Source organism: Candidatus Binatus sp., from assembly GCF_030646925.1.
Taxonomy (GTDB): Bacteria; Desulfobacterota; Binatia; order Binatales; family Binataceae; genus Binatus.
The window spans coordinates 75,074-87,253 of the sequence record NZ_JAUSKL010000030.1; the positions used below are offsets into that span (position 1 = coordinate 75,074).

The 12,180-nt window shown below is 60.8% G+C and carries 15 protein-coding genes; 9 read left to right on the plus strand and 6 right to left on the minus strand.

The window, feature by feature from the left end:
- Positions 1-13 precede the first annotated feature (13 nt).
- From Q7S58_RS04880 to Q7S58_RS04895, 4 genes are all read right to left on the minus strand, one after another.
- A complete protein-coding gene (locus Q7S58_RS04880) occupies positions 14-1,099 on the minus strand; it encodes an LLM class flavin-dependent oxidoreductase (protein ID WP_304821420.1) in 1,086 nt (361 codons plus the stop codon).
- A 68-nt stretch (positions 1,100-1,167) separates the two neighbouring features.
- The gene (locus tag Q7S58_RS04885; protein ID WP_304821422.1) at positions 1,168-2,112 is read right to left on the minus strand and encodes an aldo/keto reductase; all 945 of its coding nucleotides are present in this window, start codon (positions 2,110-2,112) and stop codon (positions 1,168-1,170) included.
- Between the two features lie 36 nt (positions 2,113-2,148).
- Complete coding sequence (locus Q7S58_RS04890; protein WP_304821424.1) at positions 2,149-2,706, minus strand: carboxymuconolactone decarboxylase family protein; 558 nt, start codon at positions 2,704-2,706, stop codon at positions 2,149-2,151.
- A 94-nt stretch (positions 2,707-2,800) separates the two neighbouring features.
- Positions 2,801-3,835: an amidohydrolase gene (locus Q7S58_RS04895; RefSeq protein ID WP_370655454.1), complete on the minus strand. Its 1,035-nt coding sequence runs from the start codon at positions 3,833-3,835 to the stop codon at positions 2,801-2,803.
- Between the two features lie 237 nt (positions 3,836-4,072).
- On the opposite strand from Q7S58_RS04895, the gene Q7S58_RS04900 reads away from it, so the two are divergent.
- The 7 genes from Q7S58_RS04900 (at position 4,073) to Q7S58_RS04930 (ending at position 9,103) form a co-directional block, all read left to right on the plus strand.
- On the plus strand, positions 4,073-5,482 hold the full coding sequence (locus tag Q7S58_RS04900) for a sodium:proton antiporter (protein WP_304821428.1): 1,410 nt from the start codon (positions 4,073-4,075) through the stop codon (positions 5,480-5,482).
- Positions 5,483-5,824: 342 nt separating this feature from the next.
- Entirely contained in the window at positions 5,825-6,058 is a 234-nt protein-coding gene (locus Q7S58_RS04905) for a hypothetical protein (RefSeq protein ID WP_304821430.1), read from the plus strand.
- Positions 6,059-6,072: 14 nt separating this feature from the next.
- The gene (locus tag Q7S58_RS04910; RefSeq protein ID WP_304821432.1) at positions 6,073-6,252 is read left to right on the plus strand and encodes a hypothetical protein; all 180 of its coding nucleotides are present in this window, start codon (positions 6,073-6,075) and stop codon (positions 6,250-6,252) included.
- A gap of 17 nt (positions 6,253-6,269) precedes the next feature.
- Complete coding sequence (locus Q7S58_RS04915) at positions 6,270-7,976, plus strand: ammonium transporter (protein WP_304821434.1); 1,707 nt, start codon at positions 6,270-6,272, stop codon at positions 7,974-7,976.
- 122 nt (positions 7,977-8,098) lie between these two features.
- Positions 8,099-8,587 carry a tetratricopeptide repeat protein gene (locus Q7S58_RS04920; protein ID WP_304821436.1) on the plus strand — a complete coding sequence of 163 codons (489 nt, stop codon included), beginning with the start codon at positions 8,099-8,101 and terminating at the stop codon, positions 8,585-8,587.
- A 2-nt stretch (positions 8,588-8,589) separates the two neighbouring features.
- Positions 8,590-8,736 carry a hypothetical protein gene (locus Q7S58_RS04925; protein WP_304821438.1) on the plus strand — a complete coding sequence of 49 codons (147 nt, stop codon included), beginning with the start codon at positions 8,590-8,592 and terminating at the stop codon, positions 8,734-8,736.
- Between the two features lie 28 nt (positions 8,737-8,764).
- Complete coding sequence (locus Q7S58_RS04930) at positions 8,765-9,103, plus strand: P-II family nitrogen regulator (protein ID WP_304821440.1); 339 nt, start codon at positions 8,765-8,767, stop codon at positions 9,101-9,103.
- A gap of 110 nt (positions 9,104-9,213) precedes the next feature.
- Here Q7S58_RS04930 and Q7S58_RS04935 read toward each other — a convergent pair whose 3' ends face one another.
- A complete protein-coding gene (locus tag Q7S58_RS04935; protein WP_304821442.1) occupies positions 9,214-9,915 on the minus strand; it encodes a DUF1028 domain-containing protein in 702 nt (233 codons plus the stop codon).
- A 91-nt stretch (positions 9,916-10,006) separates the two neighbouring features.
- On the opposite strand from Q7S58_RS04935, the gene Q7S58_RS04940 reads away from it, so the two are divergent.
- Entirely contained in the window at positions 10,007-10,489 is a 483-nt protein-coding gene (locus Q7S58_RS04940; RefSeq protein WP_304821444.1) for a nuclear transport factor 2 family protein, read from the plus strand.
- A gap of 165 nt (positions 10,490-10,654) precedes the next feature.
- Here Q7S58_RS04940 and Q7S58_RS04945 read toward each other — a convergent pair whose 3' ends face one another.
- Positions 10,655-11,842 (minus strand): acyl-CoA dehydrogenase family protein, encoded by a 1,188-nt coding sequence (locus tag Q7S58_RS04945; protein ID WP_304821446.1) that lies wholly within the window; start codon positions 11,840-11,842, stop codon positions 10,655-10,657.
- Positions 11,843-12,040: 198 nt separating this feature from the next.
- Between Q7S58_RS04945 and Q7S58_RS22060 the strand changes: the two genes are divergently transcribed.
- Positions 12,041-12,180 (plus strand): 4Fe-4S binding protein (locus tag Q7S58_RS22060; protein WP_370655455.1); only part of this gene is annotated, 140 nt, incomplete at its 3' end.

The following is a 12,180-nucleotide window of genomic DNA, read 5'->3' on the forward strand; positions in this document are numbered from 1 at the left end:
TAGGCAACTCCGCTCATGCGGCCGCGCGATGCCGAAATTGCGGCAGCACCTCGCTGATCAGCATCTGCTGGGAGGTGGCCCACGCCTCGTGCTCCTCGGAAAAATCGAAGGTCAGCACCAGCAGCGTGCCGAAGCCGCCCGCGTCGCCGGTCATGTCGGCGAGCTTCTGGCTGACGGTGCGCGGCGATCCGACCAGCCAGTTGTGCTCGACCAGGTACTCGGGCGTGACGTCGGAATCCGCGACATTCTGATCGTGCTTGAAGAGCGGCATCAGACCGAAGCCGCCGAACAGCGGCAGCAGATATTCGCGATACGCGCGCGCGAGCATCCCGTTCAGCGCGAGCCGCTTTGCTTCCGCGTCGGTCTCCGCGACGTACACCTCGCGCACGATTCGCCAGTCGTTGCGGTCCGGCGTGCGGCCGGTTTTTTCCGCGCCGCGCTCGACCGACGCCCAATGCTCCGCGAGGTACGACTTCGAGATGTTGAGGCTCATCGGCATGAAGCCGCGCTCGCCCGCAATTTCCAGCGTGTCGGATTTGGGCGTCAGGCCGGCGATTCCGATCGGCGGATGCGGTTTCTGATACGGCTTGATGTGGAACTTGAGCGTCTCGTGCATCGTGTCGATGCGATTCACGGTCCAGTATTCGCCGCGATACTCGAACGGCCGGTCGCTTTCCCAGAGCTTCAGAATGATGTCGAGCGCCTCGCGCGTCATCTTGCGATTTTCGCCCGCTTGGCCATCGACGTTGAAGAGCCGCCAGTCGCTCGGCAGTCCGCTCGAACCGACGCCGAACATGAACCGTCCCTTCGCGACGTGATCCAGGTAAGCGACGCGGCAAGCGAGTTCCGCCGGATGATGATACGGCAACAGATGGGCTCCTGGAGCCAGTTTCATGCGCTGCGTGCGGAGCAGCGCCTGCGCGATTAGCAGATCGGGTGCGGGATTGGGCTCCCACGGCGAGCAGAAATGCTCGCCGATCCACGCCTCCGCAAAGCCCGCGCGATCGCACAGTTCGAGATGCTTCAAGTCCCATTCGAAGCCGTCGCTAAGCGATCTTTCCGGCGGATGCGACGGCATCATGAAAATTCCAATGTCCATTTTTCTCCTTGATCGATTCAGCCCATTTCGCTCGTCGCCTTCGCCATTTCTGACTTCGGCGAATCGTGTCAGGCGAGCGGCGCGAGCGTATCGATCTCCTTCAGCTCCTCCGGCGTCATTTTCCAGTTGAGCGCCGCGGCGTTCGCAGTCACCTGCTCGGGACTCGTCGCGCCGCAGATCACGCTCGAGACTTCGGCGTGCGCGGCGAGCCAGCTTACCGCGAGGTCGAGCATCCCGTGCTCGCGGGCGTGCGCGAATTTTTCGAGCCGCTCGAGCGTCGCGAAATTGGCGTCGTTCAACGTCTGATCGGCGAGCCGTTTCATCGCGCCGAAGCGGGTATCCTTCGGAATTTCAGCGCCGCGATGATACTTGCCGGTCAGAAATCCGCTCGCCAGCGGAAAGTACGGCAGGATGCCGACGCCGAAGTGGCGGCAGGCCGGAATCAACTCGCGCTCGATCGCGCGATCGAGCAGGTTGTACTGGTTCTGCGCCGAGATGTACGGCGCGAGCCGGTTCTCCCGCGCGATCGCGGCCGCGTCAGCGAGTTGCCACGATGCGTAGTTGCTGTGTCCGATGTAACGCACCTTGCCCGCGCGCACCAGCGAATCCAGCGCCTCGAGCGTTTCATTCTCCGGCGTCGAGGGATCCGGCATGTGCACCTGGTAGAGATCGATATAGTCAGTGCCGAGCCGGCGAAGGCTGTCCTCGCAGCACGCGATCGCATAGCGCCGCGACGTGCCGCGCAGGTATGGCCCGTCGCCCATCGCCATCCCGAACTTGGTTCCGATGATCACCTCGCGTCGCCGCGCGCCGAGCGCCTTGCCGAGCCACTCCTCAGAGCGGCCGTGGCCGCCGTAAATATCGGCGGTGTCGAAAAATGTGATTCCCTCGTCCAGTGCGCGATGCACCACCGCGAGGCTTTGCTCCTCGTCGATCCGCATGCCGAAATTGTTGCATCCAAGGCCCGCCAGCGAGACCTTCAAACCTGACTTACCGAGATTGCGATATTCCATGATTCACTCGTCGAATCGTTTCGCGCGCGATCTGATTTACGGTTGCCGTTTCAGCGCGTCGAGAATTTTCATGCCCGCCGGTGGATCGATATCGACGCGCATCGTTTCCGTGAGCCGCGCCGCCATCATGTAGTTACCGATCGTGAGAATCACTTCGACCATCTCACGCGGTGAGAGAAATCTCGCCGCGGTCCGCACTGTTTCCTCGCGGGCGCGCACGTTATTGACGACTTCCTCGGCGAGCTTCATCGTCGCGCGATCGCGATCGGTGAAGCATCCGGCGTCGTAGCGATTCGCCGCGATCGCGTCGATCTGATCCTGCTTCACGCCGACCGCGAGCCCGATCGGAACATGCTGAATCCATTCGTATTCGCCGCCCTCGATATGCACTACCTGCAGAATCACGATCTCACGGAGCGCCGCATCGAGTTGCTGCTTGCTCAAGAGCGCGGTGCCGAACTGCAGGAACGGACCGAAGCAGGTTTCGGCGTTCGCGAGCATCTTGAAAATGTTCAGCTTCACCGGCAGGCGCTCGAAGCGCTCCTTGGCGTCGGCGGAAAGCTGGTCGATATTCGCGTACGGTATCAGCGGCATAAAAACCTCCTAGTTGTATTTCCCTCGACTACGCTGCGCTCCGCCTCGGGGCTCGCGGCGCTCGCGCGTCGCGAAAGCTCCGCCTAATGTCAGATCAAACCTTGAGCCGATAGACTCGCGCGGCGGTCCGATGAAACAAATCGGCCTTCTCGCCGGCGCTGAAGGGCGCGGCAATTTTCTTGAACGCGTTCCACAGCACGCCGTACGAGCACGAAATCCGATCGACCGGAAAGTTGCTCTCGAACATGCATCGCGCAGGACCGAACTGCTCGATCGTGTGCAAATAATAGTCGCGCGTCGCCGCCACCAATTCATCCGAAGTCGGCGGCGCGGGCTGTCGATGCCATCCGAAGCCATTGACCGGCATGTTGATCCCGCCGAGCTTGACGACGACGTTGGGGCATCGCGCGAGGTCCGCGATATGCTTCTTCCACTGCGCGAAAATTTCCGCGCGTTTGCCTTCGTAGGGACCGATCGCGAGCGGCCCGCCGAAATGATCGAGAATGATCGTCGTGTCGGGAAACGCTTTCGCAAGATCAGTGAGTTGCGGAATCTGCGGATGATACTGCCATGCGTCGAAACTGAGATTCAGCTTTTTCAGGCGCGCGAAGCCTTCGCGAAATTTCTTCGATTGATACAAATCCGCGGGCGGGTTGGTGTGCGAATTCTGCACCTGCGGACTCGCGTCCCAGCCCGCCGCGTGACGGATACCGCGAAAGCGCGCCGGCGCCGCCGCAATATGCGCCTCGAGCACCGGCGTCACCGCGTCGCCCAGCGCGAGATCGGCGAAGCTCACGATTCCCGCCGCCACGCGCGTCTCGCCGAATCGCCCGCTCGCGCTTTGCGCCGCGATGCCGTTGACGAACTCCGTCTCTCCCACGGGTTTCATCGCCTCGGGCCCGTCCGCGCGATACATCGAAAAGCATTCGACGAACACCGTCGCGAGCACGCGATGCCCCGAGTTGGTGTCGCGCAGGATCTCATCCAGCAGGTAGCGGCTGTCCGGATGGTCCCACAGGTGATGATGCGGATCGATAATCGGCAGCGCGGGTTCGAGCGGCTGCTCAACGACCTGCGCGAGGCGCGCGTCCCGTGCTTCCGCCACTCGTTCTCGTTCGTTGCTTGCCATGCGAGCCATCCTTTATGCAGAGTCGATTCGCAGCGAATCCAGCACCCAAGCCTGCTCAGTTCCAATCGCATAATCAAATGACGCGCGCCATAGCTGCGACCCCATCGAGGCGACGAATCTTTTGGCACAGCGTGTTCGGTAATGTACGGTGATGCGCGATCGAAGCCGTGAGGGGCGGTGGATGCGCGCCAATCTCATTCACCGCACGGGGAGAATTTGAATGCGTGAGAAATTCGAATGCGGCTGATCGTTGCGCTTGCACTGTTCGCCGCGATGTTTCCCGGCGTCGCCCTGGCCGAAGCCGATGTGCATCAACTGGTCGGCAGCCAACTCAGCATCTTATGGGCGATTCCGTTCGCCGGGATGCTGCTCTCGATCGCGCTGTTCCCGCTGATCGCGCCGCATTTCTGGGAACACAACTTCGGCAAGATTGCGATGCTGTGGGCGGCGGCATTCGTGCTGCCGTGCGCGATCGTGTTTGGGCCGTACGCGGCCGCCGCCGAGACGGCGCATACAATCGCGGTCGAGTACCTGCCTTTTCTAATTTTGTTGTTCGCATTGTTCGTAATCGCCGGTGGAATTCGTCTGGTCGGCGACCTGGCCGGGACGCCGCGCACCAATACCGCGATTCTCGCATTCGGCACCATGATCGCCAGCCTGGTAGGCACCACCGGCGCATCGATGTTGCTGATTCGGCCGATGATCCAGGCCAATCGCAATCGACGGCGCAACATTCACGTTTTCATTTTTTTTATTTTTCTGGTCTCGAACATCGGAGGATCGCTGACTCCGCTCGGCGATCCGCCGCTCTTCCTCGGCTTTCTGAAGGGCGTGGATTTTCTGTGGACCGTCAAGCGGATGTTCGCGCCGATGGTGGTCGCGAGCGGTCTGCTGCTCGCGCTCTTCTATGCGATCGATACTTATTTCTGGCGCCAGGAGTCGCATCGGGGCCAGCGCCATACCGGCGACCAGCTCCGAATCGACGGGCTGCATAACGTCTCTTATCTCGCCAGCGTGGTGGGGGCGGTGCTTTTGAGCGGTCTGTGGCACCCGGGGATCGCTTTGCCGATCGGATTCGGCATCGAGCTCGCGCTCGAGGACCTGACGCGCGATATCGTGCTGCTAGTCCTCAGCTACCTGTCGTGGAAAACGACGCCGCGCACGATCCGCATCGAGAATGCGTTCACGTGGATCCCGATCCAGGAGGTCGCGATTCTCTTCGCCGGCATCTTTCTCACGATGATTCCGACGCTTGCGATCCTGCGCGCGGGCCATGAAGGGAGTCTGTCGTCGCTGGTCGCGATGGTCTCCACGTCCGACGGCCGTGCGATCGAGGGCGCGTATTTCTGGCTGACCGGCGGCCTTTCGAGCTTTCTCGACAACGCCCCAACCTACCTCGTCTTTTTCAATCTGGCTGGTGGCGACGCGCACGCTCTGATGGGTCCCGGCAGCCTGACGCTGATCGCAATTTCGGCGGGCGCGGTTTTCATGGGCGCCAATAGTTACATCGGCAACGCGCCCAATTTCATGGTGAAGTCGATTTGCGAGGAGCGCGGAATCAAGATGCCGAGTTTTTTCGGCTATCTGCTCTGGTCGGGCGGCATCCTGTTGCCGCTGTTCGGCTTCCTCACCTGGCTCTTCTTCTGATTCGCGGGCTTCAGGGAGTGGCGTATATCAGCGACGAGTCGGCCGCCCGCGCGCTCATCGAGTCGAGCACCCTTGCCTAAAATGCTGGCGGATGATGCTTTTCTGAGCATCACCATTGATTGCCATAAATTTGCGATTTGATCGATTCGTCAAGATTAGCCCGCGCGTCGCTCTGCAAAGTTCAGTCGTCTCACCTGTTTTCGCGCGGAACGCTTGGTCGAGCTGATGGCTGAAGGAACTAGTAACGAGTCGGTACGGGCATTGCTTTGAGCATCGCGCCACGGCGCTCGCTGCTGGGCTTCTGGCGCAATCAATCGATCACAATGGGAGGACACATGCCCGATGGGCGCAAACAGTAAACAGGGTTGGTACTTATTTTTGTTCCTGGTGGGGTTCACCTTCCTGCCAGCCGGTCTCGCCTATCTCGGCCCCATATTCAGTTTGATCGGGCTTGGATGTCTGATCGCATCGTGCGTCGGCTTCTACCAGATAAAACCGCTCGAACATCAAGTTTCGGCCGAGAAGACCAATCCCGTGCCGGTCCAGGCTCCCACCACCGCCAAGCGGGCCGTCTAGGAGAAAGAGAGGAAATGAAACTCGCAGGAATAATCGTGATTCTGCTCGGTTGGATTATCGCCATCATGAGCCTGACGCTCAGCAACACCGGCGTGCAATTGGCCGTTGTGCTGGCGGGATTCATCATCTCGCTAGTCGGGATTATTGGCGTTCTCAATCGCGCGCACCTCGCAGAAGCGATCTGGAAACAGTGACTCGGAGACGCACATCGATGCTCACAAGAATGACCAAACTTCGACGAAAATTCTCAATCGGAGTGGCGGCCCTATGGATCGCCAGCCTCGCGATACCCGCTGGATTGTCGTTCGCGCAACCTGCGCCCGCAGCCTCACCGGCAGCCGCTCCCACTGCCGCGCCGGTACCGATAACCGACGCCGATTTAAAGGCCATCGCGGGTCCATCCAAGGATGATCTTGCTAAAGGCGATCCCAGTGGCGCGCTGATCGGCACAGTCAACGATATCGTGATCGCCGACTCCGCCAAGGGCTTGACGCTGGCTGACCTGGCCAACATGGCCGGGCAAAACCGAATCGCGATCAATTTCGTATGGACCTTGGTGACCGGCTTCCTCGTCATGTTCATGCAGGCTGGGTTCGCCGCAGTCGAGACGGGTCTCTGCCGCGCGAAAAACGCCAACCACACCATGATGATGAACTTCATGGTGTATGGCTTCGGCATGTTCGCATACTGGGTGATGGGCTTCGCGATCCAGCAGGGCGGATGCGCCGGAGTTACCAACCTGGGCGGCCTGAATCCGCTCAACAGCGAGTTTTCGATTACCGGCATCGGCGGCAAGGCCTGGGGTCTGTTCGGCCAAAAGGGATTTTTTCTCTCGGGCTCGACCTACGACGTCGGCGTGATGGTGATGTTCCTGTTCCAGATGGTGTTCATGGACACCGCCGCGACAATCGTTACCGGCGCCGCCGCGGAGCGCTGGAAGTTCGTTGCGTTCGCAATCTCGAGCATGATCCTGGCCGCCATCGTCTATCCGTTGTTCGGCAACTGGGCATGGGGCGGCGGCTGGCTATCCGCGTTGGGTGCGAACTACAAACTCGGCCATGGTTACTGCGACTTCGCCGGGTCTGGAGTCGTTCACGCTGTCGGCGGTTTGACCGCGCTCGCGGTATCGATGATCATCGGTCCTCGGATCGGCAAGTACACTCGCACCGGCAAGCCCAATCCGATGCCGGGCCACGACATCACGATGGTGCTCATCGGATGCTTCATCCTGGCCTTCGGCTGGTTCGGATTTAATCCCGGCAGCACGCTGGGAGCGTCGGGCGCGGGCAACCTGCGCATCAGCTCCGTCGCGGTGAATACGATGATCGCCGGAGCGCTCGGTTCCTTCGGCTCGGTGCTCTACATGTGGATTCGATTCGGCAAGCCCGACGCCTCGATGGGCGGCAACGGTCTGCTGGCAGGTTTGGTCGCGATCACTGCACCGAGCGGATTTGTGAATACCGTTGGCGCGGCAATTATCGGCTTCGCCGCCGGAATGCTGGTCTGCCTGGCCGTCGAGTTCGTCGAACGCGTGATGCGAGTTGACGATCCGGTCGGCGCGATCTCGGTCCACGGCGCTTGTGGCTTGTGGGGCGTAATCTCTGTCGGGCTGTTTGCTGACGGCACCAGTAACTACGGCGGTAGCTGGAACGGCGTGAACGGCGGCGTTACCGGGCTCTTCTACGGCGATCCAAGTCAGCTCGTTGCGCAATTGGTCGGCTGCGCTACCTTGGTCGGCATCATCTTCACGCTCTCCTACGTCTTCAACGTGATCGTTGATGTCATCGTGGGCCAGCGGGTGGCCGCAAACAGCGAACTTGAAGGTCTCGACCTCCCAGAAATGGGCGCACTCGGCTACCCGGAATTTCAGATCGTAACCCCAGGTCTCGGCCGCTCAATCGAGAACGTGGCGGACTAGGAGGAATAGCAGATGGAAGGGCAACTGGTTTTTGGAATCCTGCTGCTGGTGGTGTTCGCCGTCTGGCAGATGGTCAAACCCGGCAAGAGCATATTCGACGAATAGCTGGGTGAGGGCGTAGGATGCAGGCGGAACTGGCAGCGCAGGATCGAATGATGGCTAACAAGCGCCCCACGCCGATCGTCCGTGACGCGGACGCGCTGCTCAGGCGCGGCATGGAAGCGCTCGAATTCGATCGCATCGATGAGGCGGTCGGAGTGCTGCGCCAGGCCGCCGAAATCGCGCCCGATTCGCACGACGTACAACTGATTTACGGCGTCGCGCTGATGCGCGCGATGGAAATGTATCCGGCGATCGCGGCGCTCGAGGCCGCGATCGCCCTCGATCCGCAAAGTTTCTTCGCGCACTTCAGGATCGCCGAGGCCTATATGAGGGTCGGCGTTCCCTCTCGCGCGAAGGAATATCTCGACACCGCGATGCAAATCAGCGTGACGCCCGAGCAACGCAAGATGGTGCGCGAACTGGCCTCGCTCGAAGCCAAGCGGGCGCCGCTCCGTGTGTGGCGTCCCGACTTCGTGGGCCTGCTAAGAAAAAAGGCGCCACCGAAATGACGATGCTAAATTCAGGGGTGCTGCTGGTCGGCGCGACGGTCAGCGCCGCTATCATCATGGTGTTCTTCTTCCACGCACCGATCGCGCCGGTCGCGGTCGGCGCAGTCGCAGCCGCGCTCATAATCATCCGCCGGATGCGCAGCAGTTGAAGTTCATTCGCGCAATAAAAGGAGCCCAATGAAAAAAATCGAAGCGATTATAAAACCCTTTACCCTCGACGCTGTGAAAGAGGAGCTCAGCAAGGCGGGAATCACCGGCCTGACGGCGTACGAGGTGAAGGGCTTTGGCCGGCAAAAGGGGCACACCGAGATGTATCGGGGCTCCGAATACGTCGTCGATTTTCTGCCCAAACTGAAGCTCGAGATCCTGGTGACCGACGCGCAGGTCGATACCGTGGTTGATGCGCTCATACGCAAGGCCAGCACCGGGAAGATCGGCGACGGCAAGATCTTCATTACACAGCTCGCCGACGTCATTCGCATCCGCACCAAGGAGCACGGCGAAAGCGCGATCTAGGCGCCAGCGCCACTTTAGACCCCGCGCGGAGCAAAAGAGAGATAGTTACAACATCGGGACGCGCCGAGACCGAGCATCGCTCGACCACTGGATCATAAGTGTCGGCGTGGCTACTTCTTGGGAGCGACCGCGGCGTGGATCGAGTCGAAGTTGCCGCGCGGATTGCGCTTGGTCGGCAGCGCCGCAACCAACGGAAATAACTCGACCTTGGCGACCTCGAAGATGCGCCGCAGTTCCGCAACTGGATCGCGATGCTCATCGACGCGCAAATCGACCAGCGGATAGTCCTCGGCGCCGAACACCTGCATCGCCGCCGATTGACGGCCGCGCCGATCGCCTCCAGCAGCCTGTCCCGCTTCGAGCGCTCGGAGCAGACGCTCGGCTAGCGATTCCGCGGATGACGCGACGAACGCGTCGGCCATCGCGGCGATCGTCTCTTCGCCCACCAGCATATTTCCCTGCACCGCGTAATCCGCGCCGGTGCGATGACCTTTCCACGGATCGGTCTTCAAGCCGGTGAACGCCGCGCCCGGTCCATTCGCGCCGATCGCGCCGAGTTGCCGGATCGCGTACTCGACATCAGAGCCGAGCGCCTGCTGAATCGCCAGCTCGGCGGAAAGCCCGCTCGCGAGCGCATTGAGCACGCGCGGTCCGAGGTAAGGATTGACCCACGCCTGCGTCGCCACTGCGCCGACGCCCGATCGCACGAACGTGCAGAGGCTGCCGACCGCCGGAACCTTGGTCGAAACCGTGACGCCGAGTTCGCCGGTGCGGGCGCATCGCGCGACGATCGAAAATGTCGTCAGATTCATCGAGTTTCTCCTCTGCATCGGCGCGTGGACGCGATTCCGGTTGATGCAACGTCGAAACTGATGTTAACCGATATCCAAGAGGTAACTGAACATGGCGACGCAAGCTGATCGCGAAGAGATTCTGCGGCTCCATCGCGCGTGGTGGGAATCGAATTTCGATTTCGACATCCCGAAGATGCGATCGGTTTTCGCCGGCGAGCGCTATCTGCAATACAACCTAAACGGCCATCCGTACTATGGGCTCGGTGAGAAGACCAAGCTGTGGGAAGCGCTCAAGGGCAACCTCTCGATTCCCGAGATTTCGGATCCAATCGATCTCAGGCTCGAAATTACCGACGACATGGCATGGCTGGCCTGCGAGAATGTCGTGCGAATCCAGCTCGCAGAGGGAACCGAGGTGCCCGGCGTCCCGCTGACGCCGTACCGCATCCGTTCGACCGAGGTTTACCAGCGCGACGACGGCGCGGGAAATCGCGGGTGGAAGATGTGGCATTTCCACTGCTCGCCGACCGCCGCCGAAAACGAGCCGCGGATGCCATTCGGCGATTCCTTCGCGAGCCGGAAATCGAAATGAATTTTTGCTCGCCCCTTCGAACGCGCGCGCGATGCTCGACCATCGCGTGCCAGTCGGCTTCGCGTCACCCCAGGAAGCTGCCCCTTCGAGGCTCAGGGTAAACTCCACCCGTGAGGGGTTTCGGGGATTTTTTTCATTTAGTTCAGCTTCACCACGCGCAACAGCTTAGCGGGATTTCGGCATCTTGAGGCCGCGCTCCGCGATGATGTTCTTCTGGATGTGCGAGGTGCCGCCGCCGATCACCAGCCCGAGCGAGAACATCCATTCGTACGGCCAGTACGCGTGATCGAGTGCTGATTCCTCATCGCGCGCGAGCATCGAGTAGTCGCCCATCGCTTCCATCGCCGCGGTCGCGAGATCGTGATTGAGTTCGGTGCCGACCAGCTTGTTGATCATCGCTTCGATGCCGGGATTCTTGCCGCGAATCTGATCGGTTAGCTGGCGCAAGGAGTGGAAGCGCATCGCTTCGACGCGAATTTCGAGATCGACCAGGCGCTGGCGAAAAACCGGATCTTCGGTGAGTGGACGTCCGCGCCGCTTGATCGTTTTAGCCAGCGCCAGCAGGCGATTGAAGCGCTGCTCGCTGCCGCTGGCGGAGCCGAGCATGTTGCGCTCGTGAAAGAGCGTGGCGTTGGCGACGATCCATCCTTCGTTGAGCTTGCCGACCAGGTTTTTGCGCGGGACGTGGACGTTGTCGAAAAAAACTTCGTTGAAGCCGCGGTCGCCGGTCATCTGCACTAGCGGGCGCACCGTGATTCCGGGGGAATGCATATCGATCAGGATGTATGAAATCCCGCGATGCTTCGGCGCTTCGGGATCGGTGCGCACCAGGCAGAACATCATGTCGGAATACTGCGCGCCCGAGGTCCAGACTTTCTGCCCGTTGACGACGAATTCATCGCCGACGATTTCCGCGCGCGTGGTGAGCGAGGCGAGGTCGGAGCCCGAGCCGGGCTCGGAATAACCCTGGCACCAGATTTCTTCGGCGGTGAGGATTTTCGGCAGGTAGCGCTGGCGCTGCTCCTCGGTGCCCCACGAGATCAGCGTCGGCCCGAGCATCCCGAGTCCCGAGCCGCCGACCAGGTATGGCGATTTCGCGCGCACCATCTCGTCGTTCACGATCGACTGGCGCACCGGATCCATCGCCTGACCGCCGTATTCCTTCGGCCATGCGAGCGCTATGAATCCCGCCTCGTACAATTTGCGCTGCCACAATTTGGCCTTGTCGAGAAAAGCCTTGTCGTCGCGGCCCTCGCGATCGGCGCTGAGGCCGCTCTTCGGCATGTTCTCTTCGAGCCAGGCGCGAACGCTTTTGCGGTAGGCTTCTTCTTCGGCGGTGAACTGGAGATCCATTTGCAACTCCTGCAGTCGCGCGATGACGGGCGTACTGTGGTCGGGGTTCAGCATAGTCAAATCGCGATGCGCAGGAAAAGCCGAATCGCGCGCGGCGAACTACGTATTGCGATCTCGGGATTGCCGCTTTTCGCCCTCGTTGTTAAAGTTCAATCACACCGCACGAGTCCATGTTAGTGTGCGTGCCGAGGTCACTTAATGGCGACGGTCATCACGAGCGAGTGCATCAATTGCGGGGCGTGCGAGCCCGAATGCCCCAACACCGCGATTTATGGCGGCGGTGTGACATGGGAATTGAATGGCGCGACCAGTCCGGCGATCGCGCAGGATATCTATTA

Bases quoted from the DNA above. Each gene is read 5' to 3' on its own strand.
- Q7S58_RS04890 (WP_304821424.1), bottom strand. From the start codon at position 2,706: ATGCCGCTGATACCGTACGCGAATATCGACCAGCTTTCCGCCGACGCC.
- Q7S58_RS04880 (WP_304821420.1), bottom strand. From the start codon at position 1,099: ATGGACATTGGAATTTTCATGATGCCGTCGCATCCGCCGGAAAGATCG.
- Q7S58_RS04885 (WP_304821422.1), bottom strand. From the start codon at position 2,112: ATGGAATATCGCAATCTCGGTAAGTCAGGTTTGAAGGTCTCGCTGGCG.
- Q7S58_RS04915 (WP_304821434.1), top strand. From the start codon at position 6,270: ATGCTCACAAGAATGACCAAACTTCGACGAAAATTCTCAATCGGAGTG.
- Q7S58_RS04935 (WP_304821442.1), bottom strand. From the start codon at position 9,915: ATGAATCTGACGACATTTTCGATCGTCGCGCGATGCGCCCGCACCGGC.
- Q7S58_RS04940 (WP_304821444.1), top strand. From the start codon at position 10,007: ATGGCGACGCAAGCTGATCGCGAAGAGATTCTGCGGCTCCATCGCGCG.
- Q7S58_RS04920 (WP_304821436.1), top strand. From the start codon at position 8,099: ATGCAGGCGGAACTGGCAGCGCAGGATCGAATGATGGCTAACAAGCGC.
- Q7S58_RS04905 (WP_304821430.1), top strand. From the start codon at position 5,825: ATGGGCGCAAACAGTAAACAGGGTTGGTACTTATTTTTGTTCCTGGTG.
- Q7S58_RS04910 (WP_304821432.1), top strand. From the start codon at position 6,073: ATGAAACTCGCAGGAATAATCGTGATTCTGCTCGGTTGGATTATCGCC.
- Q7S58_RS04895 (WP_370655454.1), bottom strand. From the start codon at position 3,835: ATGGCAAGCAACGAACGAGAACGAGTGGCGGAAGCACGGGACGCGCGC.
- Q7S58_RS04900 (WP_304821428.1), top strand. From the start codon at position 4,073: ATGCGGCTGATCGTTGCGCTTGCACTGTTCGCCGCGATGTTTCCCGGC.
- Q7S58_RS04925 (WP_304821438.1), top strand. From the start codon at position 8,590: ATGCTAAATTCAGGGGTGCTGCTGGTCGGCGCGACGGTCAGCGCCGCT.
- Q7S58_RS04930 (WP_304821440.1), top strand. From the start codon at position 8,765: ATGAAAAAAATCGAAGCGATTATAAAACCCTTTACCCTCGACGCTGTG.
- Q7S58_RS04945 (WP_304821446.1), bottom strand. From the start codon at position 11,842: ATGGATCTCCAGTTCACCGCCGAAGAAGAAGCCTACCGCAAAAGCGTT.